This is a genomic window from Salipiger sp. PrR002 (assembly GCF_010500775.1).
Classification (GTDB): Bacteria; Pseudomonadota; Alphaproteobacteria; order Rhodobacterales; family Rhodobacteraceae; genus Salipiger.
This window is the reverse complement of sequence record NZ_JAAGOU010000006.1, coordinates 16,300-37,629: the sequence shown is the minus strand read 5'-3', so window position 1 is coordinate 37,629 and position 21,330 is coordinate 16,300. Positions and strand designations below refer to the sequence as shown.

General features: G+C 64.9%; 19 protein-coding genes and 1 tRNA gene. 12 read left to right on the top strand and 8 right to left on the bottom strand.

Translation table 11 applies throughout. The features are described 5' to 3' along the window. On the top strand, positions 1-1,533 hold the full coding sequence (gene ggpS, locus G0A00_RS07960) for a glucosylglycerol-phosphate synthase (protein ID WP_164179546.1): 1,533 nt from the start codon (positions 1-3) through the stop codon (positions 1,531-1,533). Between the two features lie 138 nt (positions 1,534-1,671). Next, entirely contained in the window at positions 1,672-2,115 is a 444-nt protein-coding gene (locus tag G0A00_RS07955) for a GNAT family N-acetyltransferase (RefSeq protein ID WP_235952930.1), read from the top strand. 18 nt (positions 2,116-2,133) lie between these two features. On the opposite strand, the gene G0A00_RS07950 is transcribed toward G0A00_RS07955, so the two are convergent. Both G0A00_RS07950 and G0A00_RS07945 read right to left on the bottom strand, forming a co-directional pair. Continuing rightward, positions 2,134-2,586, bottom strand: a complete 453-nt coding sequence (locus G0A00_RS07950) for a DUF4174 domain-containing protein (RefSeq protein ID WP_164179544.1) — start codon at positions 2,584-2,586, stop codon at positions 2,134-2,136. A gap of 185 nt (positions 2,587-2,771) precedes the next feature. Next, the gene (locus tag G0A00_RS07945) at positions 2,772-4,142 is read right to left on the bottom strand and encodes a class II 3-deoxy-7-phosphoheptulonate synthase (protein WP_164179542.1); all 1,371 of its coding nucleotides are present in this window, start codon (positions 4,140-4,142) and stop codon (positions 2,772-2,774) included. 257 nt (positions 4,143-4,399) lie between these two features. Between G0A00_RS07945 and G0A00_RS07940 the strand changes: the two genes are divergently transcribed. Next, the gene (locus G0A00_RS07940; RefSeq protein ID WP_164179540.1) at positions 4,400-5,404 is read left to right on the top strand and encodes a GlxA family transcriptional regulator; all 1,005 of its coding nucleotides are present in this window, start codon (positions 4,400-4,402) and stop codon (positions 5,402-5,404) included. Positions 5,405-5,408: 4 nt separating this feature from the next. Here the strand turns inward: G0A00_RS07940 and G0A00_RS07935 are convergent, their stop codons facing one another. Further along, positions 5,409-6,539, bottom strand: a complete 1,131-nt coding sequence (locus G0A00_RS07935; protein WP_203595315.1) for a PQQ-dependent sugar dehydrogenase — start codon at positions 6,537-6,539, stop codon at positions 5,409-5,411. A 189-nt stretch (positions 6,540-6,728) separates the two neighbouring features. Here G0A00_RS07935 and G0A00_RS07930 point away from each other — a divergent pair, with 189 nt between their 5' ends. The 8 genes from G0A00_RS07930 to G0A00_RS07895 all read left to right on the top strand — a co-directional run bounded on the left by G0A00_RS07930 (position 6,729) and on the right by G0A00_RS07895 (position 13,505). Beyond that, positions 6,729-7,913 (top strand): ABC transporter substrate-binding protein, encoded by a 1,185-nt coding sequence (locus tag G0A00_RS07930; RefSeq protein ID WP_066100022.1) that lies wholly within the window; start codon positions 6,729-6,731, stop codon positions 7,911-7,913. Between the two features lie 134 nt (positions 7,914-8,047). Beyond that, complete coding sequence (locus tag G0A00_RS07925) at positions 8,048-8,830, top strand: ABC transporter ATP-binding protein (RefSeq protein WP_066100025.1); 783 nt, start codon at positions 8,048-8,050, stop codon at positions 8,828-8,830. Positions 8,831-8,969: 139 nt separating this feature from the next. Next, on the top strand, positions 8,970-9,800 hold the full coding sequence (locus G0A00_RS07920) for an ABC transporter ATP-binding protein (RefSeq protein ID WP_164179538.1): 831 nt from the start codon (positions 8,970-8,972) through the stop codon (positions 9,798-9,800). A 22-nt stretch (positions 9,801-9,822) separates the two neighbouring features. Beyond that, complete coding sequence (locus G0A00_RS07915; RefSeq protein WP_164179536.1) at positions 9,823-10,245, top strand: hypothetical protein; 423 nt, start codon at positions 9,823-9,825, stop codon at positions 10,243-10,245. 11 nt (positions 10,246-10,256) lie between these two features. Continuing rightward, entirely contained in the window at positions 10,257-10,676 is a 420-nt protein-coding gene (locus G0A00_RS07910; protein ID WP_164179534.1) for a hypothetical protein, read from the top strand. Beyond that, positions 10,676-11,686 (top strand): branched-chain amino acid ABC transporter permease, encoded by a 1,011-nt coding sequence (locus G0A00_RS07905; RefSeq protein ID WP_164179855.1) that lies wholly within the window; start codon positions 10,676-10,678, stop codon positions 11,684-11,686. The genes G0A00_RS07910 and G0A00_RS07905 overlap by 1 nt, the downstream gene beginning before the upstream one ends. Then, positions 11,683-12,975 (top strand): branched-chain amino acid ABC transporter permease, encoded by a 1,293-nt coding sequence (locus G0A00_RS07900; RefSeq protein ID WP_164179533.1) that lies wholly within the window; start codon positions 11,683-11,685, stop codon positions 12,973-12,975. Before G0A00_RS07905 ends, G0A00_RS07900 begins: the two co-directional genes overlap by 4 nt. Positions 12,976-13,274: 299 nt before the next feature. Further along, positions 13,275-13,505 carry a hypothetical protein gene (locus tag G0A00_RS07895; RefSeq protein WP_164214199.1) on the top strand — a complete coding sequence of 77 codons (231 nt, stop codon included), beginning with the start codon at positions 13,275-13,277 and terminating at the stop codon, positions 13,503-13,505. A gap of 84 nt (positions 13,506-13,589) precedes the next feature. On the opposite strand, the gene G0A00_RS07890 is transcribed toward G0A00_RS07895, so the two are convergent. Further along, on the bottom strand, positions 13,590-14,210 hold the full coding sequence (locus tag G0A00_RS07890; RefSeq protein WP_066100043.1) for a helix-turn-helix domain-containing protein: 621 nt from the start codon (positions 14,208-14,210) through the stop codon (positions 13,590-13,592). A gap of 88 nt (positions 14,211-14,298) precedes the next feature. Here G0A00_RS07890 and G0A00_RS07885 point away from each other — a divergent pair, with 88 nt between their 5' ends. Further along, complete coding sequence (locus G0A00_RS07885) at positions 14,299-15,810, top strand: class I adenylate-forming enzyme family protein (protein WP_164179531.1); 1,512 nt, start codon at positions 14,299-14,301, stop codon at positions 15,808-15,810. A gap of 197 nt (positions 15,811-16,007) precedes the next feature. Here the strand turns inward: G0A00_RS07885 and G0A00_RS07880 are convergent, their stop codons facing one another. The 4 genes from G0A00_RS07880 to G0A00_RS07865 form a co-directional block, all read right to left on the bottom strand. Then, positions 16,008-19,619: a vitamin B12-dependent ribonucleotide reductase gene (locus tag G0A00_RS07880; RefSeq protein ID WP_164179530.1), complete on the bottom strand. Its 3,612-nt coding sequence runs from the start codon at positions 19,617-19,619 to the stop codon at positions 16,008-16,010. 526 nt (positions 19,620-20,145) lie between these two features. Continuing rightward, positions 20,146-20,222: transfer RNA gene (locus G0A00_RS07875), tRNA-Pro, on the bottom strand. A 47-nt stretch (positions 20,223-20,269) separates the two neighbouring features. Further along, a complete protein-coding gene (locus G0A00_RS07870) occupies positions 20,270-20,746 on the bottom strand; it encodes a DUF192 domain-containing protein (RefSeq protein ID WP_164179529.1) in 477 nt (158 codons plus the stop codon). Continuing rightward, the gene (locus G0A00_RS07865) at positions 20,722-21,261 is read right to left on the bottom strand and encodes a cold shock domain-containing protein (RefSeq protein ID WP_164179528.1); all 540 of its coding nucleotides are present in this window, start codon (positions 21,259-21,261) and stop codon (positions 20,722-20,724) included. Before G0A00_RS07865 ends, G0A00_RS07870 begins: the two co-directional genes overlap by 25 nt. Positions 21,262-21,330 lie beyond the last annotated feature (69 nt).

The following is a 21,330-nucleotide window of genomic DNA, read 5'->3' as shown; positions in this document are numbered from 1 at the left end:
ATGCCCAGTGATCTGGTGATCGTCTACCACCGCCAGCCCTATGAAGAGGTCGAGGTGAATGGCAAGATCGAGTTCCGTGAAAACAAAAGCCCCAACGGCATCGTCCCCACGCTGAAAAGCTTCTTCGGCTCGGTCGACAAGGCCGCCTGGGTGGCATGGAAAGAGGCCGAAGACCCCTCGAACCCCGGTTTCGACCGCGTGGTGGATATCGAGGACAGCTTTGGCAAATACACCGTCTCGCGCCTGCCGCTGACCGCCGAACAGGTGCGCAGCTTCTACCACATCACCTCGAAAGAGGCGTTCTGGCCGATCCTGCACGGGTTCAAGGAAAAGTATAACTACGACCCGGTCGACTGGCCGACCTTCCGCGAGGTGAACTGGGCCTTCGCCGAGGCCGCCGCTTCGGAGGCCGCCCATGGCGCGGCGGTCTGGGTGCATGACTACAACCTGTGGCTGGTGCCCGGCTACCTGCGCCAGATGCGGCCCGACCTGCGCATCTCCTTCTATCACCACACGCCCTTCCCGGCGGCGGATATGTTCAACGTGCTGCCGTGGCGCGGCGAGATCATCGACTCGCTGCTGGCCGCGGACGTGGTGGGCTTTCACATCCCGCGCTACGCCTCGAACTTCCTGAGCTGTGTGCGAAGCCTGCGCGACGTGGGCCAAGTGCCGCGCACCAAGGTCGCCGAAGACATGATGTCCGAAGGCTCGGCGCTGTCGGACCGCACGGTGCCGACCGAGATTCACCTCGACGACGGGCATATCGTGCATCTGGGCGTGACCCCAGTGGGCGTGAACACCGACTACATCAAAAGCCTTGCCGAGAGCGAGGACACCGACAAGCTCGCCGCCCGCTTCCGCTCGGAGATCGGCGATGGCAAGCTGCTGCTGTCGGTCGGGCGCACCGATTACACCAAGGGCGGTGCCGATCAGCTCTTGGCGTTCGAACGTCTGCTGGAGCGTCGCCCGGACCTGCGCGGTCAGGTGCGTCTGCTGCACGTCTCGGTGCCCGCCAACCGCAATATGACGGTCTACGAGCCGATCCAGAAAGAGCTCGAAGAGATCGCGGGCCGGATCAACGGGCGTTTCGGCAGCTTCACCTTCCAGCCCTGCGCGCTGATCTCGCGCGCCATTCCCTTCGAGGAACTGGTGGCTTGGTATCAGGTGGCCGACGTGGCCTGGATCACCCCGCTTGCCGACGGCATGAACCTTGTGTGCAAGGAATATGTCGCCTCGCGCAAGGATGGCGACGGCGTGCTGGTGCTGTCGGAATTCGCAGGCGCAGCGGTGGAGCTTGGCGCGGCGGTGCTGACCAACCCCTGGTCGACCCGCGCCATGGATTTCGCCATCGATCTGGCCATCGACATGCCCGAGCAAGAGCGTCGCGCCCGCATCGCGCTCCTGCGCGCCGCCGTCGAAAAGCGCGACACCAACCATTGGGCCAGCGACCAGCTTGCGCTTCTGTCGCCGAAGGATTTCGGAAAGCAGGACGAGAACGCCGCTCCGGTCGGCGGCGAGACCGAAGACGCCTGAGCGCAAGGCATCGACACAGACAGCAAAGGCCCGCCCGCATCCGCGCGGCGGGCCTTTCTTATCGCCCGGCTGCGATTGCAGCTACGAGCGCACCAGCCCATAACACTCCGGCAGAAATTGTCGCTCAGGAGGGCGCGTATGAACATCGCCCTAGAGCCCGCCATAGCTGACGACGCCGAAACCCTTGCCGCGCTGCGCGTCGCGGCAATGCGCCCAAGCCTCGAGGCGCTGGGGCGTTTCGATCCCGACCGCGCGCGAAACAGGTTTCTCGACAGCTATACGCCTGAGGACACGACCGTTCTGCGCTGCGACGGCGCGCTCGCGGGCTTCATGGTTCTGCGCCATCGGCCCGAGGATCTCTATCTCGATCACCTCTACATCGCGCCAGAATTTCAGGGACGCGGGCTTGGCGATCGACTGCTCTGCGCCGCGATGAAGCGGGCGCAAAGCGGCGGCCTGCCGATCCGGCTCATCGCCCTTGTTGGAAGCCCGGCCAATGGGTTCTACCGCTCCCGCGGCTTCGTGCCGGGCCCCGACGATGGACTCGACGTCCCCTATCTCTGGCAGCCGCGGCCCGCGTGAGCCACGGCCCTAGGGGTCTCAGTCGTTCATCTCGTTCCGGCGCATCGGCATCCGGTCGATCACCGCGAACAACTGCTCGGGGTACAGCACCGCGTCTTCCTCTAGTTTCACGCCGCCGTCCTTGCCGACCAGCACCAGCTTGAACCCGCCGGGCGAGAACCCCTGCCGTAGCGGGCTCGGCTGATCCGGTCGCAGGTCGCTGAGCACCACGATATCTCGGTCGCGCAGTTCCGCCTCGGCCTGACGGAAGAGCGCCATCTGCTGGCTGTAGGTCGCATCGCTTTCGGAGGGCGCGAAGAGCAGCACCGGGCGCTTGTCCCAGCGCATGTCCTGAAGGTCGCGCTGCTCTGCGGGAAGCGGGCGGAAAATCTCGCCAGCGGTCTGACCGGCGGCCTGACCGGTGATCGGGGCGACAAGCGTGGCTGCGGCAGCGAGGCCGACCGCCGTAAGGGGGAATGGACGTCGAAGCATCTGCAATCTCCTTGAGGGTTACAAGGACTACGCAGAAGGTGCGGCTTCGGATCTCTCACAATTACCGCGTGGGCCGAAATTGGCCGAACCGCGCAGCGATTTGTCGCTGCAGGATCCCACCGGACCCCAAAAGCAAAAAGGCGGCCCCGAGGGACCGCCTTTCTCAACTCTTAAGTTGCGCTGGCTCAGGCCGAGGCAACCTCTGCCGATTTGTCGCGCAGCGCGGTCAGTTCCTCGGCGACGAGGAAGGCCAGTTCCAGCGACTGCGAGGCGTTGAGACGCGGATCGCAGGCGGTGTGGTAGCGGTCCGAGAGGTTCTCGTCGGACACGGCGTAAAGGCCACCGGTGCATTCGGTCACATCCTGACCGGTCATCTCGAAATGCACGCCGCCGGGCACGGTGCCCTCGTCGCGGTGCACGGCGAAGAACTCGCGCACCTCGCGCAGCACCGAGTCGAACGGGCGGGTCTTGTAGCCCGAAGCCGACTTGATGGTGTTGCCGTGCATCGGATCGCAGGTCCAGACGACGTTGGCGCCCATTTCCTTCACGGTCTTCACCAGACGCGGCAGGTGATCGCCCACATTGCCCGCACCGAAGCGCGAGATCAGGGTCAGGCGGCCCGCTTCGTTCTCGGGGTTCAGCTTTTCGATCAGCACCTTGAGATCTTCGGTGGTCATCGAGGGGCCGCACTTGAGGCCGATCGGGTTCATCACGCCGCGGGCAAATTCCACGTGCGCGCCATCGGGCTGGCGGGTGCGGTCGCCGATCCAGATCATGTGGCCCGAGCCTGCGAGCCATTTGCCCGAGGTCGAGTCGATGCGGGTCAGCGCCTCTTCATACTCCAGCAGCAGCGACTCGTGGCTGGTGTAGAAGTTCACCTGATGCAGCGCCGCCGAACGGTTGCTGTCGACACCGGCGGCCTTCATGAAGTCCAGCGTGTCGCCAATCCGGTTGGCCATATCGCGGTAGCGCGTGGCTTTCTCGCCCTCGACAAAGCCAAGCGTCCACTGGTGCACCTGATGCACGTCGGCATAACCGCCGGTCGAGAAGGCGCGGATCAGGTTCAGCGTCGCCGCCGCCTGCGTGTAGGCCTGCAGCATCTTGCGCGGATCGGGCTTGCGCGCTTCGGGGGTGAAGGCCAGCTCGTTGATGATGTCACCGCGGAAGCTCGGCAGTTCGACGCCATCCACGGTTTCCGTGGGGGCCGACCGCGGCTTGGCGAACTGACCGGCCATCCGGCCCACTTTCACCACCGGCACCTTGGCGCCATAGGTCAGCACCATCGCCATCTGCAGCATCACCTTGAAGGTGTCGCGGATAGAATTGGCCGAGAACTGATCGAAGGCTTCGGCGCAATCCCCGCCCTGCAGCAGGAACGCCTCGCCGCGCGACGCCTTGCCCAGCTCATCGCGCAAGCGCCGGGCTTCGCCCGCAAAAACCAGCGGCGGATACTTCGAAAGCTGAGCCTCCACAGCGTTCAATTCTGCCTGATCTTCATAATCCGGCATCTGAATCCGCGGCTTGGTTCTCCAGCTCGATTTGTTCCACTCGGTCATGGCTTTCTCCCGACGACACTCCGTTAGCGTAAACGTTCCTTGAAACGTGGATCGCGTATAGCGAACCCAAGGCGACAACGCCACAGCAAATACACGTCGCGTCAAGGACGCCACGTCAGAACTGGGCGCGTATCAAAACAGCAAAATTCCCGGAAAGGCAGTGTCATCAAAACGACATCTCTTGACGCAGATAGGCTTTCCTGACCATGTGAGCCCGCCTGCCCCTGCGCAGCAGGTAACCAGCAAGGATCCGCGCGATGCCCGACCCGCGAGTGCCCGCCGCACAAGCCAATCTGCAGAAGCCGCGCCGCTTCACCTTTGTTTTGCTGGAGCAATTCACGCTTCTGAGCTTTTCGGCCGCGATCGAGGCTTTGCGCATCGCCAATCGCATGTCAGGTCAGACGCTCTACGAATGGACGCTCGCTGGCGCTGATGGCGACACGGTGCGCTGCTCGGCAGGGCCGGAGTTCAAGGTTGCCCCCGAACTGCCCGAGCTTGGCCGGGACGACACCATCATGGTCTGCGGCGGCATCGACGTGCATCTGGCCACCTCCCGCAAGCTGCTGAACTGGCTGCGCCGCGAAGCACGGCGCTGTCAGGCGGTTGGCGGGCTGTGCACCGCCAGTTGGACGCTGGCCAAGGCCGGGCTGCTCGACGGCAAGCGCGCGACGATTCACTGGGAGAACCACGACGGTTTCGCCGAGGAATTCGAAGAGGTCGAACTGTCGAAGCGGATCTATGTGATCGACGGCAACCGCATGACGGCGGCGGGCGGCACCGCCTCGATCGACCTGATGCTGAAGATCATCGCCGACGGTCACGGTGCCGATCTCGCCAATGCCGTGGCCGACCAGATCATCTACAGCTCGATCCGCACCGATCAGGACAGCCAGCGGCTTTCGGTGCCCACCCGCATCGGCGTGCGCCACCCCAAGCTAAGTCAGGTCATCCACCGTATGGAGGCCAATATCGAAGAGCCGATCAGCCCTGCGGTGCTGGCCAAGGAAGTGGGCATGTCCACCCGCCAGCTTGAACGGCTGTTCCGGCGCTATCTCAACCGCTCGCCCAAGCGCTACTACATGGAACTGCGCCTGCAGAAGGCGCGCAACCTGCTGATGCAGACCGACATGAGCGTGATCAACGTCGCGCTGGCCTGCGGTTTTGCCAGCCCCTCGCATTTCTCCAAATGCTACCGGGCGCATTACCAGACCACGCCCTACCGCGAGCGCGGCACCCAAGGCACGGTGCGGGCCGAGGAATAGCGGCTCAGCCGTCCTCGCCCGCCCCCGTCTGTGGCGTCATCCGGTAGAGCGTGCCGTCGATCTCGGACAGGAACCAGATCGCGCCGTCCGGCCCCTGATCCACGTCGCGCACCCTGCCCGTCTCCGGCGCTTCGATCCGTTCGACCTCGCGCAGCGGCTCCCCCGACAGCCGCGAGATGAAATCGAACTTCAGCGAGCCGACCAGCGCATCGCCGTCCCATGCGGGCACGGCGCTGTCTTCAAGGAACACCATGCCCGAAGGCGCAATCGACGGGTCCCAGTAGAACACCGGCTGGGTCAGCCCGGGCTTTTCGGTGCCCTCGCCGATCTTCGCGCCGGAATAATGCGTGCCATAAGAGATCACCGGCCAGCCGTAGTTGCCCGCGCGCTCGATCAGATTGACCTCATCGCCGCCCTTGGCGCCATGCTCAGCCACCCACAGCCGCCCTTCGGCATCCATCGCCGCGCCCTGCGGGTTGCGGTGCCCAAAGCTCCAGATCGCCGCCTGCGCCCCGGCGGTGCCGATGAACGGGTTGTCCTGCGGGACAGAGCCGTCGCGCCCGATGCGCAGCACAGATCCATTGTGACGCGACAGATCCTGCGCCGCCGCCGCCTCGCCCCGCTCGCCGACCGTGACAAAGAGCGTGTCGTCCGGGCCTTCGACCAGACGCGAGCCGAAATGCCGCCCGCTGGAATTGCCCTGCGTCATCTCAAAGATCACCTGCACGTCCTGCAGCGCCGTGCCCGCCTCGGGAAGCACCGCGCGCAGCACCGCGGTGCCCGCGCCGCCATCCTCCTGCGGCTTGGCATAGGTCATGAAGACCTCGCGGCTCTGCGCAAAATCCTCGGGAACCAGCACATCGAGCAAACCGCCCTGACCGCTGTCGGCGACCTCTGGCAGGCCCGAAAGGGGCTCGGCCCGCCCATCCTTGACGCGCAGCAGAACACCCGCCTTCTCGGTGATCAGCACGCCGCCGCCGGGCAGGAAATCAAAGCCCCACGGCATCTCGAGCCCGTCGACAACCGGCGTGATCCGCATCTCACCCGCGCTGGTCTCTAGCGCCAAAGCCGGTCCGCCCGCCAAGGCAAGCATCACGCTCAGCGTGCTCGAAAAAGTGATGAAGCGGTCTCGCATGGTCGCATCCTCCTGACCCGACGACATGGGGCGAGAAATACTTTGGACCAGCGCTTAACCGCCGATCTGTCGGCAACGTGATTGACGTTGGGAGAACGTAATTATCGCTCGCGGAACGCCCTTTTCTTTTGCATTTTGCCCGCATAGGCTCCGCCGAGAATAACAAGTAACCAATCTGGGAGATACCACATGAAGAAGTGGCTTCTGGCCTCTACGCTTCCGCTCGTCACCGCCGGTGCCGCCTTCGCCGATGACGCCAAGATCGGCGTGATCCTCGGCTACACCGGCCCCATCGAGTCGCTGACCCCGGCGATGGCCGACAGTGCCGAACTGGCGATGACCGAGGTGAACGACAGCGGCAAGTTCCTCGAGAACGTCACGCTGGTTCCGGTGCGCGCAGACAGCACCTGCATCGACAGCGCCGCCGCCACCGCCGCCGCAGAGCGCCTTGTCACCACCGACGGCATCGTCGCCATCATGGGCGCCGACTGCTCGGGCGTGACCGGTGCAGTGCTCTCGAACGTCGCCGTGCCGAACGGCGTGCCGATGATCTCGCCCTCGGCGACCTCGCCGGCGCTTTCGACGGTCGAGGACAACGGTCTTTTCTTCCGCACCGCCCCCTCCGACGCGCGTCAGGGCGAAGTGCTGGCGGGCATCCTGCAGGACCGCGGCATCTCTTCGGTGGCACTGACCTACACCAACAACGACTACGGCAAGGGCTTTGCCGATGCCTTCGAGGCGGCCTTCAAAGAGGCTGGCGGCGAAGTGACCCTCGCCGCGCCGCATGAAGACGGCAAAGCCGATTACTCCGCCGAAGTCGGCGCGCTGGCCTCTGCGGGAGGCGACGTGCTGGTGGTGCTGGGCTATTCCGATCAGGGCGGCAAGGGCATGATCCAAGCCGCGCTCGACACCGGCGCCTTCGACACTTTCGCCATGGGTGACGGCATGTATTCCGACGCGCTGCTGGCCGATCTCGGCAGCGACATCGACGGATCCTTCGGCTCGGTGCCCTGGGCTCAGGGCGAAGGCGCGGATAAATTCGCCGAGGTTGCCGAAGCCGCCGGTGTGAACGCAGAAAGCACCTACACCCGCGAAAGCTATGACGCGGCGGCGCTGATCGCGCTGGCCATGGCCAAGGGCGGCGAGCCCTCGTCGGCCGCGGTTGCGGCCAACATCCTCGACGTGGCCAACGCGCCGGGCGAGCCGATCCTGCCGGGCGAGCTTGGCAAGGCGCTGGAGATCCTCGCCGAAGGCGGCGACATCGACTACGTCGGCGCCACCAACGTCGAACTGATCGGCGCAGGCGAAGCCGCTGGCACCTACCGTTACTACGAAGTCAAAGACGGCGCCTTCGAGACCGTCTCCTTCAAGTAAGCAAACCGGCGCGTCCGGGAGCGATCCCGGGCGCGCCCGCCAGCAAGGGCGCGGGAGAACACGCGCCGGACAGAACGCGGGACGCCGAACGCCCGTCACGAGAAACCCCACGCAAACCTCCGGGGACCCAAGATTTGATCCGCGTCGAAAATCTCCACCGCCACTTCGGCGGTTTCCGTGCCGTTGACGGGGCCAGCCTCGAGATCGCCAAGGGCTCGATCACCGGGCTCGTCGGCCCCAATGGCGCCGGTAAAACCACGCTCTTCAACGTCGTGGCCGGTGCGCTGCCGCCGACCTCGGGCCATGTCTTCATGGATGGCGAGGACATCAGCGGCCTGCCGCCGCATGAGCTGTTTCACAAGGGCCTGCTGCGCACCTTCCAGATCGCCCATGAGTTCAGCTCGATGACCTGCCGCGAGAACCTGATGATGGTGCCCGGCAACCAGTCGGGCGAGAGCCTGTGGAACGCCATCTTCGGGCGCGGGCGCATCGCGCAGGAAGAAGCGGCGCTGCTGAAGCAGGCGGACGAGGTGCTCGACTTTCTGACCATCTCGCACCTCAAGGACGAGAAGGCCGGAAACCTCTCGGGCGGGCAGAAGAAGCTGCTGGAACTGGGCCGCACGATGATGGTCGACGCCAAGATTGTCTTCCTTGACGAGGTCGGCGCGGGGGTGAACCGCACGCTGCTCAATACCATCGGCGACGCGATCCTGCGCCTCAACCAAGAGCGCGGCTACACGTTCTGCATGATCGAACACGACATGGATTTCATCGGGCGCCTGTGCGACCCGGTCATCGTCATGGCCGAGGGCAAGGTGCTGGCCGAGGGCACGGTGGATGAGATCAAGGCCAATGAGGCGGTGATCGAGGCCTATCTGGGCACGGGGCTGAAGAACAAGGAGATGATCGGCGGATGATCTGCTTGTTGAGTAAAGCTGGGGGCTCTGCCCCCGCGCGCCAAAGGCGCGCAGTGAAAGACAAAGGGGGCTCCGCCCCAGCCGCGCTGCGCGCGTCTCCCCCGGCGTATTTGGAAAGAGAAGAAGAGGCGGGCGCGGCATGAGCGGCGAGACCTATGACGATCGCGGCAACAACGACCGCTCGATCACCAATCCCGCAGGGATGGGAGAGGCCATGCCGGTCAGCGGCGGCGGCCATGCTGCAGCCGTAGGAAAGACCGAAGGGCCGTTCCTTATCGGCGACGCGATGACCGGCGGCTACGGCAAAGGCGCGGATATCCTGCACGGCTGCACCATCGCGGTGGAGCGCGGCGAGATCGCGGTAATCGTCGGCCCCAATGGCGCGGGCAAATCAACCGCCATGAAGGCGGTCTTCGGCATGCTCGACCTGCGCTCGGGCGCGGTGCGGCTCGACGGTGAGGACATCACCGCCCTCAGCCCCCAAGAGCGGGTGCGGCGCGGCATGGGCTTCGTGCCGCAGGTGCGCAACATCTTCCCCTCGATGACCGTCGAAGAGAACCTCGAGATGGGTGCCTTCATCCGGCGCGATGACATCCGCGAGACCATGGAGCAGATCTATGGGCTCTTCCCGATCCTCAAGGACAAGCGCAAACAGGCGGCGGGCGAGCTTTCGGGCGGCCAGCGCCAGCAGGTCGCCGTGGGCCGCGCGCTGATGACCCGGCCCAAGGTGCTGATGCTGGACGAGCCCACGGCGGGCGTCTCGCCGATCGTCATGGACGAGCTTTTCGACCGCATCCTCGAAGTGGCGCGCACCGGCATTCCGATCCTCATGGTCGAGCAGAACGCCCGGCAGGCGCTGGAGATCGCCGACAAGGGCTATGTGCTGGTGCAGGGGGCGAACGCCTTCACCGGGACCGGCAAGGACCTGCTGGCCGATCCCGACGTGCGGCGGAGCTTCCTCGGTGGCTGAGCGGCGGCGGAGAGGGCTGAATATGCGTATTTGCGGAACGATGAAGCTGCTGGTGCTTTGCGCCATGGCCGCGCCCGCGCTTGCTCAGGAGGGCCCGCAGATGTCGCTGCAGGATGCTCCGGTGCAGCGGCAGGTCGCGCTGGCGTGCGATTTCGCCACGGAATGCCGCGAGGCCGCGCCCTGCGGCGAGACCGATTTCGCGCCGGTGCTGAACGGCAGTTCCGGCGGGCTCGACGAGACCAGCATGGTGGTGCGCGCGCAGCTGTCGTCGGGCGGGCGCGGCGTCGAGCTCATCGGGGTTTCGGACGGCAGCACCATGTCGCTTTGGGGCGGTGAGATCGAGGAGCGGCATTTCTTCACCCGCGCCGCCACTGGCGAGACCCGCTACACGGTGCATCGCGCCGAGGGGCCGGAGGTGATCAGCTACCTGGGGGTGTGCAAATGAGAGCTGTGCAAATGAGAGCTCTGCGGATCGCGGCGCTGGCCGCCCTGCCCCTTCAACTGCTTGGCCTGCCCCATCCGGCTGCCGCCGAGGGCGCGCGGCTGGTGCTGGAGTGCAGCTTTGTAACCGCCTGTTCTGAGGCCGGGACGTGCGCTGCGGGCGACGGGCCCGTGCGCTTCGTACTGGCCCCGCTGGAGACCGATGCCGCAGGCGCCGGGCGCTATGAGGTCACTGTCGACGAGGAGCCCGCGCAGCCCGCCGAGGCGCTCGGCTTTGCCGGGCCGTTCCTCTGGCAGCCCTCCGAGGGCACGCGGATGGTGCTGAGCCTGACCTCCGAGACAACGGCGCTCTGGACGCGCCAGATCGTCGACAGCGGCACCGATGCGCCGCCCTCGGCGGAGATAGATTTTCTGACATGCGGGATCCTGCCCTGATGGATATCCTCAACGCCTTCGTGGCGCTCGCCAATTTCGTTCTTGTCCCCGCCCTCGCCTATGGCAGCCAGCTGGCGCTTGGCGCGCTGGGGGTGACGCTGACCTACGCCATCCTGCGGTTTTCCAACTTCGCCCATGGCGACACGATGGCCTGGGGCACCATGTGCGCCGTGCTGGCCACATGGGGGCTGCAGGCGCTTGGGGTGAACCTCGGGCCGCTGCCCACCGCGCTGCTGGCGATCCCGGTCGGCATCCTCGGCGCAGCATTGCTGGTGCTGATTACCGACCGCGCGGTCTATCGCTTTTACCGCCGGCAGAAGGCCAAGCCGGTGATCCTGGTGATCGTCTCGATGGGGGTGATGTTCGTTTACAACGGGCTGACGCGCTTCGTCATCGGGCCTGACGATCAGAACTTCGCCGACGGCGAGCGGTTCCTGATCTCGGCCCGGGACTTCAAGGCGATGACCGGCCTTGACGAGGGGCTGGCGATCAAGACCACGCAGGCGCTCACCGTGGTGGTCGCGCTGATCACCGTCTCGCTGCTCTTTTGGTTCCTCAACCGCACGCGCACCGGCAAGTCGATGCGCGCCTATTCCGACAATGAGGATCTGGCGCTGCTTTCGGGCATCAACCCCGAGCGTGTGGTGACCGTGACCTGGCTCATCGTGGCGGCGCTGGCGACCATCGCGGGCGTGCTCTATGGGCTCGACAAGAGCTTCAAGCCCTTCACCTACTTCCAGCTGCTGCTGCCGATCTTCGCGGCGGCCATCGTCGGCGGCATCGGCAATCCGCTGGGCGCCATCGCCGGCGGCTTCGTCATCGCCTTTTCCGAAGTCGGCATAACCTACGCGTGGAAGAAGGTTCTGGGCTATCTGATGCCCGAGAGCCTTGCGCCCGACGGGCTCGTGCAGCTGCTGTCCACCGACTACAAATTCGCGGTCAGCTTCGTGATCCTGGTGATCGTGCTGCTGTTCCGCCCGACCGGACTGTTCAAGGGGCAGACCATATGACCCGCACCCTCGGCCTCTTTGCGCTGGTTGCAGCGCTGATCCTCGGCACCGGCGTTCTGCAAAGCTGGAACTCGGCGCTGATCATTCTCAACATGGGCCTCGTCAGCGCGATCATGGCGCTGGGGGTGAACCTGCAATGGGGCCTTGCCGGGCTCTTCAACGTGGGTGTCATGGGCTTTGTCGCCGTGGGCGGTCTGGCGGTGGTGCTGGTGTCTATGGCGCCGGTGCCCGAGGCTTTCGCCGCAGGCGGGCCGCGCGTGCTGGGCGCGCTGGCCTTTGGCGCGGCGGTGATCGCCGCAGCGGTGCTGGCATGGAAACGGCTGGGCAAGGGGCTGCGCGGCTGGGCCGTGGCCGCGATCACCATCGCCGGGTTCTTTGCCTATCGCGCGCTGCTCGATCCCGGTGTCGAGGCCATCGAGGCGGTAGACGCGGCCTCGGCGGGCTATCTCGGCGGGCTGGGCCTGCCGGTGCTGCTGGCGTGGCCGGTGGGCGGGCTGATGGCGGCGGGCGTGGCCTGGGCGATCGGCAAGACCGCGCTTGGCCTGCGTTCGGATTATCTGGCCATCGCCACGCTGGGCATCGCCGAGATCATCATCGCGGTGCTGAAGAACGAGGACTGGCTGTCGCGCGGCGTCAAGAACGTCATCGGCCTGCCGCGCCCGGTGCCCTATGAGATCGACCTGCAGGCCGATCCGGGCTTTGTCGAAACGGCTGGGTCTCTGGGCCTCGACGCCACCACCGCCTCGACGCTGGCGGTGAAGCTGGGCTACTCGGTGCTGTTCGCCGTGGTGCTGGTGGTGCTGCTGATCCTCGCCCAACTGGCGCTGAACTCGCCCTGGGGCCGGATGATGCGGGCGATCCGCGACAATGAGGTCTCGGCCGAAGCGATGGGCAAGAATGTCACCCGCCGCCACCTGCAGGTGTTCATCCTTGGCTGCGCGCTCTGCGGCATGGCGGGCGCGATGATGACCACGCTCGACGGGCAGCTGACCCCCGGCACTTACCAGCCGCTGCGCTATACCTTCCTGATCTGGGTGATGGTCATCGTCGGCGGCTCGGGCAACAACCTCGGCGCGGTGCTCGGCGGGTTTCTGATCTGGTTCCTCTGGGTGCAGGTCGAGCCCATGGGGCAATTCGTCATCACTGCGATCACCGCGGGCATGGCCGATGGCAACTGGCTCAAGGGCCATCTGCAGGACAGCGTGCAGCACATGCGCCTGCTGACCATGGGGGTGATCCTGCTGTTGGTGCTGCGCTTCGCCCCGCGCGGACTGCTCCCCGAGCGCTGAGCGCAACCGCTTGCAATCACCGCCGGTGGCGCTACCGGCGGTGATTGGCTCATTCGCCTGTCTCATGCGCTGGCTTTGGCCGAGCGGACGGCGTGTCGCATCCTAACGCTATGGTAATTCGCCTGCCTCATCTTAGGTGGACGTCACCGCCAAGGCGCGGCCTTCGGATCGGGCTTCTACTCGAGCTTCCGATCCTTCGGAGCGCGCCTGCGGAAACTACCACCTGCGGTGACCCGCATGTGGGAACAACCGCCGGGCGACCTCGTTCAAGAGTCATGAGACATGGAGTGATGACAGACATGGAATGGCAAGACACCACCCGCAACTGGGGCCTCACCGTCGAGCGCCTGAAAGCACGCTTCCCGCATATCGATGAGGCCGCCCTGCGCGCGCGCCGCCACGCTCACACCGAGACGGCGCAGCATATCGCCGCCCGCCATGACCTCACGCAGCAGGAAGCCACGCGCGAGCTGGATGATTGGGCCTTCGCCAACGTCCTGCACCGACAGATCGACCGACTGGCTGGCTAACCGGCGGGCTGACTGGTGGGATGACCGGCGAGGTGGGGGCCGGGCCCAAGCTCAGACGAGCCTCAGGCCAGCCTGAGATCAGCCTCAGGTCAGAGACGTGACCCAGAGGATCGTCGCATCCTCGGGGCTGACCGACACCACGTTGTGCCCCATCGAGGCGTCATAATAGGCGGAATCGCCGCGGCGCATCTCGATGGGCTCATAGAACTCGGTGTAGAGCGTCACCACCCCGGTGAGCACGTAGAGGAATTCCTCGCCGTCGTGCCGCACCCAGCCGTCGAATTCATCCATCGACCGCGCGCGGACCCGCGCCCGGTAGGGCAGCATCTTCTTGCGCGTCAGGCTTTCGGCCAGCAGCTCATGCTCGTAGGTCGTAGTGACCTGATGCAGCCCCTCGCCATCCTTCACATGCACCATCCGGCCCGAGACCTGCTCGCGCTTCGGCGGGGTGAACAGCTGCGGCACCGAGATGCCCAGCCCCACGGCCAGCTTCTTCAGCGCCTCGTAAGTGGGTGACATCTGGCCGTTTTCGATCTTCGACAGGGTCGAGCGAGCAAGCCCGGCCTGTTTCGCCGCCTGCTCGAGCGTCCAGTCGCGTTCCTTGCGAAGCTCGCGCACGCGCATCCCCAGATCGAGGGGTTCGGCGGTTTGCTCCTGCCCGGACTCGCGGGCAATGCGGATGAGTGTTCGAGGATCGCGCGACATGACGTTTGCCATAGCGCCCGCGCGGCGCGCTGGCAATGGCGCTCATGCAGGCTTGCGCGAATGCGGCGCGCTGCCTAAGCCTTTTGTCATGCAGTCCGTTTTCGATGAAGGGCCCTTTGCGCCCTGTCCCGCTCCGTTCAACCTCGCGGCCCATGTGCTCGCCGCCGGAGAGGCCGTGCCTGACAAGATCGCCCTGTCGATCCTGCGCACCACCGGGGCCGAGCGCTGGTCCTATGCAAGGCTGATCGCCGCCGTGCGGGGCACCGCCACCGGGCTGCTGCAGGCGGGCGTCGCGCCGGGCGAGATGCTGCTGCTGAGGCTGGGCAATACGGTGGATTTCCCCATCGCCTATCTCGGCGCGATCACCGCCGGGATCGTGCCCGTGCCCACCTCGTCGCAGCTGACCGCGCCGGAAGTGGCCAAGCTGCTGGAGCAGATCAGCCCCGCCGCGATCCTGCTTGGCGCGGGCATCGCCTGCCCCGAAACCGAAACGCCGGTCATCTCCGAGGCCACCTTCACCGCATGGCGCGATCTTCCCCCGGCGGACTATGACATGGGCGATCCCGAACGGCTGGCTTATGTGGTCTTCACCTCCGGCACTTCGGGGACGCCGCGCGCCGTCGGTCATGCGCATCGCGCGATCTGGGCGCGGCAGATGATGATGCGCGGCTGGACCGGGCTACAACCCAGCGACCGGCTGTTGCACGCGGGCGCCTTCAACTGGACCTACACGCTGGGCACCGGGCTGATGGACCCTTGGACCATCGGCGCGACCGCGCTGATCCCCAAGGCGGGCACCGACCCCGCGCAGCTGGCGCTTTTGATGAAACGCAATGATGCCAGCCTCTTCGCCGCCGCGCCGGGGGTATTTCGGCAATTCCTGAAATACCCGGTGCCGCCGCTGCCAAAGCTGCGCCATGCGCTGGCCGCAGGTGAAAAACTGGCTGAGGCGCTGCGGCAGGCATGGGGCGCGGCAACCGGGACCGAGATTTTTGAGGCCTTCGGCATGTCCGAATGCTCGACCTTCATTTCGGCCAGCCCCGAAAAACCAGCCAGCGAGGGCGCGCTCGGCTGGCCGCAGCACGGGCGGCGCGTGGCGATCCTTGGCGAGGACGGCGCACCGGTGCCCCGGGACACGCCCGGAACCATCGCCGTGCACCGCAGCGACCCGGGCCTGATGACCGGCTATATCGGCGCAGCGGAAGAGACCGCGGCGCGCTACATAGGGGAGTGGTTTGTCACCGGGGATCATGGGGTTATGACCGACAGCGGCGCGATCACCTATCTTGGCCGCGATGACGACATGATGAACGCGGGCGGCTACCGCGTCTCGCCGCTGGAGGTTGAAGCGGCGCTGGCGGATCTGCCCGGTGTGCAGGAACTGGCGGTGACCGATGTGATGGTGAAAGACGGCGTGTCGGTGATCGCGGCCTTCTACACCGCCGAGCAAGAGCTCGACAGCGATACTCTAGCGGCGCTCGCGGCAGATCGGCTGGCCCGCTACAAACAGCCGCGCGCGTGGGTCCGGGTCGAAATGCTGCCGCGCAATCCCAACGGCAAGCTGCAGCGCAAGGCGCTGAAGGATTACGCGCTGGAATAGTCCCGCCGCTTCAAGAGGACGCCACACTGCAGTGATCAAAAAAGAAAAAGAGCCCCCGAAGGGGCTCTGAGGTTCATGCGCCAAGGCTCATCCTGTTGTGCTGCTCGCGATGTGTTCTGCCTGCGGCCCGGGCATGTGCGGAGCGGGCGCACCCGCTCCGAAACCATGGGCCGGTCTCCCGGCCCCGGTGATCCGTCTTAGCTGCAGCCGCTGGTCGAGCCGCAGGTGTTGCACTTCATGCAGGTGCCGTTGCGCACCAGCGTGTAGTTGCCGCATTCGCCGCAGGCCTCGCCCTCATAGCCCTGCATCCGCGCCTTGGTTCGCGCATCCATGGCCAGCGACGAGGTGGCGGTGGCGGTCACCGAAGTCACCCCCGTGCTTACGCGCTCTTCGGCGACCAGCGTGCCGAGCGCCGAAAGCTCCTCGGGCAGACGCTTGCGCAGATAGCCCGACGAGGAGATGTGCTTGAGCACTTCCAGCGAGCGGTTCGCGGCGCGTTCGCTGAGTTCCTCGACATTGCCCAGCCCGTCTTCCTCGCCGCGGCCCAGATCGTCGAAGGTCGCGCCCGAGGGCTTCACATGCGCCAGATCGGTGCGGTCGAGATAGGACACCGCCAGTTCGCGGAACACGTAATCGAGGATCGACGTGGCGTTCTTGATGCTGTCGTTGCCCTGCACCATGCCCGCCGGTTCGAACTTGGTGAAGGTGAAGGCGTCGACGAACTCCTCCAGCGGCACGCCGTATTGCAGGCCGACCGAGACCGCGATGGCGAAGTTGTTCATCATCGCGCGGAAGCCCGCGCCCTCCTTGTGCATGTCGATGAAGATCTCGCCAAGCGAGCCGTCGCCATATTCGCCAGTGCGCAGATAGACCTTATGCCCGCCGACAACCGCCTTCTGGGTGTAGCCCTTGCGGCGATCGGGCATCTTCTCTCGGTGGCTGCGGACCAGCTCCTTGACCACCACCTTCTCGATCACCTTCTCGGCCAACACCTGCGCCTTCTCGGTGGGTGTGCCGGTCTCGAGAACCTCCTGCGCGTCCTCGTCATCTTCGACCAGTGCAGAGGCCAGCGGTTGGCTGAGCTTGGAGCCGTCGCGATAGAGCGCGTTGGCCTTCACCCCCAGCGACCACGACAGCTCATAGGCCTGCTGACAGTCCTCGATGGTGGCGGAGTTGGGCATGTTGATGGTCTTGGAGATTGCCCCCGAGATAAAGCTCTGCGCGGCGGCCATCATGCGGATGTGGCTGTCGACGCTGAGGTAGCGCTTGCCCTTCTTGCCGCAGGGGTTGGCGCAATCGAAGATGCCGATGTGCTCGGCCTTCAGGAACGGCGCGCCTTCCAGCGTCATGGTCCCGCACACATGGTCGTTCGCCGCCTCGATCTCGGCCTTGCTGAAGCCGAGGTGACGCAGCAGATCGAAGCTCGGGTCGTTCAGCTTGTCGGCGGGAATGCCCAGCGTGCCGCGGCAAAACTCTTCGCCCAGCGTGAACTGGTTGAACACGAAGCGGATGTCGAAGGCGGTGGCCAGCGCCGCCTCGATCTTTTCGAGCTGCGCCTTGCCAAAGCCGTGGCCGATCAGCGCCGTGTGGTTCACCCCCGGCGCATTGCCAAGCGAACCATGGCCCACCGCGTAAGAGGTGATCTCTTCGATCTGGCTGGAGGTGTAGCCCAGCCCCGCCAGTGCCGAGGGCACCGAGCGGTTGATGATCTTGAAATAGCCGCCGCCCGCCAGCTTCTTGAACTTCACCAGCGCGAAATCAGGCTCGATCCCGGTGGTGTCGCAATCCATCACCAGACCGATGGTGCCGGTGGGCGCGATCACCGTCGCCTGCGCGTTGCGGTAGCCGTGTTTCTCGCCCAGCGTCAGCGCCTCGTCCCACGCAGATTTCGCAAGATCGACAAGGGTTTGATCCGGACAGTTCGCGTGATCCAGCGGCACCGGCGGCACCGCCAGCCCCTCATAGCCCTCGGCGCGCCCATAAGCGGCGGCGCGGTGATTGCGCATCACCCGCAGCATATGCTCGCGGTTCCGCGCGTAGCCCGAGAAGGCCCCAAGCTCTGCCGCCACCTCTGCCGAGGTCGCATAGGCCGTGCCGGTCATGATCGCCGTCAGAGCCCCGCAGAGCGCCCGGCCCGCGTCGCTGTCATAGCTCAGCCCCATGGTCATCAGCAGCCCGCCGATGTTTGCATAACCAAGGCCAAGTGTCCGGAAATCATAGGAAAGCTGCGCGATCTCCTTGCTGGGGAACTGCGCCATCAGCACCGAGATTTCCAGCGTCAGCGTCCACAGCCGCGTGGCGTGCACATAGCCGTCTGCATCGAACTTGCCGTTCTTGAGGAAGGTCAGCAGGTTCATCGAGGCGAGGTTACAGGCGGTGTCGTCGAGGAACATATACTCCGAGCACGGGTTCGAGCCGCGGATCGCGCCATCTTCGGGGCATGTGTGCCATGCGTTCACCGTGTCGTGGAACTGGATCCCGGGATCGGCGCAGGCCCATGCGGCATGGCCCACCTGCTCCCACAGGTCGCGCGCCTTGATCGTCTTGGCGGTCTTGCCGTCGGTGCGGCGGATCAGCTCCCAATCGGCATCGTCGCGCACCGCCTGCAGGAAGGCATCGGTGACACGGATCGAATTGTTGGAGTTCTGGCCCGAGACGCTGGCATAGGCTTCGCTGTCCCAGTCGGTGTTGTAGGTCGGAAACTCGATGCCGGCGTAGCCCTGCTTCGCGTAGTCCAGCACCCGCTTGATATAGGTCTCTGGGATTGCGAGCTTTTTCGCCTCACGAACAGCGGTTTTCAGCCCCGCGTTCACCTTGGGATCATAGGCGTCGCTCTCGGTGCCGTCCCAGCCCCGGATCGCGTCAAAGATGGCGTTGAGCATCTTCTCGTGCATCTTCGAGCCGGCGACGATGCTGGCCACCTTCTGCTCTTCGCGGACCTTCCAGTTGATGAAATCCTCGATATCCGGGTGGTCGGCGTCGACGATCACCATCTTCGCGGCGCGGCGCGTGGTGCCGCCCGACTTGATCGCCCCCGCCGCACGGTCGCCGATCTTCAGAAAGCCCATGAGGCCCGAGGATTTGCCACCGCCCGACAGCGGCTCATTCTCGGCGCGCAGGCTCGAAAAGTTGGTGCCGGTGCCCGAGCCATATTTGAACAGGCGCGCCTCGCGCACCCAGAGGTCCATGATGCCGCCCTCGGTCACAAGATCGTCGCTGACCGACTGGATGAAACAGGCGTGGGGCTGCGGATGCTCGTAGGCGGATTTCGATTTGGTGAGCTTGCCGGTCTTATGGTCCACATAGAAATGGCCCTGGCTCGGCCCGTCGATGCCATAGGCCCAGTGCAGGCCGGTGTTGAACCATTGCGGCGAATTTGGCGCGGCCATTTGGCGGGCAAGCATGTGGCGCATCTCGTCGTAATAGGCGCGCGCATCGCTCTCGGCGGTGAAGTAGCCGCCCTTCCAGCCCCAGTAGGTCCATGCGCCTGCGAGGCGGTCAAAGACCTGCTTGGCCGAGGTTTCGCCGCCACGCGGCGTGTCCGCCGAGGCAGGCACAGAGCGCCAGAGAAACTCCGGCACGCCCTGCTCTTTGACGGTCTTAAGTTCGCTCGGGACACCGGCCTTGCGGAAGTATTTCTGCGCGATCACGTCAGAGGCGACCTGACTCCAGCCCGCCGGAACCTCCAGCGCGTCGAGCTTGAAGACCGAGCTGCCGTCGGGATTGCGGATCTCGGAACTGGTGGTGACAAAATCGATGCCCGCGTATGCGTCCTGCCCCGCGGTGGTAAAACGTCTGTCGATCTTCATGTTCGCCTCTGCCTTTGCCTTGGCCACAATTCAAATCGGATTGCGAGGCACAGACCTTTCCCAGCCGGACACGCCATCGCGCGCCCGCCAGAATTAGAAAGGCTTAGGTTTGATCTGACCCTGCTGAAGGCCACTACATATTGTGGCTCTTGATCCGCTGACAACAAACTGGATCAAGAACCCGTCATCGGTCAACGAAAAATTCCCACCGCAACCATATATTTGGTGAGCCGCCCCCTCGGGGACACCATCTATATGGGTAATTGCGCGCTGTGCGGTACTGGACGTATCGCCACAAAGCTTACGTAGCGTAGGCTTTGAGCCGCCCGCGCAACAATAGAGCCCCGCCTGACACAAGATGTGGCCGATTGTCTTCAGGTCAGCCCTAATGACTTTTTTTCTCGGGATTGCCCTGACGCCCAAAAACTGAGCACCTGCGATCTCTCGGTCACATCTGCCGCGTCGGAAGGGATTGTGCTGAAGCAGGAAGCCAGAGACGCGGAACACTTGTTCCGCCGCTCTGTGGTGGTCGGGGCGAGAGGATTCGAACCTCCGACCTACGGTACCCAAAACCGTCGCGCTACCAGGCTGCGCTACGCCCCGACGCGACAGGCAATACAAGCCTCGTCAGGGATTGAAAAGCGGAAAACTCACTCGCAGGGCCAAGCGGCGGCAGAGATGCGCGGATGTTGCATTTCGCTGCCCTCGGCGATGCCCAGCTGTGCCGCCAGACCGCCGTTGATCTCCAGCACATATTGCGCCTCTCCCGCGCTGGGGATCGGCGTCAGATCGCCGGGCACGGCGTTTTCATGCACTGAGATGACCACGCCTTCGGAATCCGCAAAGACCATGTCCAGTGGGATCAGCGTGTTCTTCATCCAAAAGCTCATCTCATGCGGCGCATCATAGACGAAGAGCATGCCCGCGCTCGAGGGCATCTGCTCGACGAACATGAGCCCCCGCGCCCGCTCGAGCGTGTCATCCGCGACCTGCACCGCAAAGCGTGCGCTGCCCCAGTCACCGCGAAGCCACAGGCTTTCGTCATTGCAGGCCGCCTGCGCCGCCTGCCCTGACAGAATGCTCAGCCCCAGCCCGAGAAGGCTCAGGGCACCAAGGCGGTTTCCCATGCGCAGACCTCCGTGGCCATCTGACCGCGTTTTCCTTCGATCACGCGGATTGCCAGCGCCTCGCCGGGCTGCAAATCGGCCAGCCCCGAGCGCCTGAGCACCTCGATATGGATGAAGACGTCCTGATCGCGTCCGAAGACATTCGCAAAGCCAAAGCCCTTGGCCTTGTCGAACCATTTCACCCGTGCCGGCTCCAGCGGAGCTGCCTTGATGATCTCGGGGTCGATCTCCTCGAAATCCGCAAGCGGAGCCCCAGAGGGCGCCTCCGGCGGTTCGATCCGGAACACTTCGGTGGCTTGTATGCCGCGATCGGTGCGCTGAACGCCCACTTCGATCCGCGCCGCATCGGCGACCGAACTCTGCCCAAAGTTGCGCAGCACATTGGCATGCAGCAAAATGTCGGGCCCTCCCTCATCCGCGAGGACGAACCCGAAACCCTTTACCGGGTCAAACCATTTTACCCGGCCGAGCACGCGCCGCGTTTCACTCTCTTCTTGTGTCAAATGCGTTTCCACTGGTCGTCTTGCGTATCCCCACCACTGTCTTGCGCCAGTGTGGCTCTCAATTGCAAGTCATTGAAACCT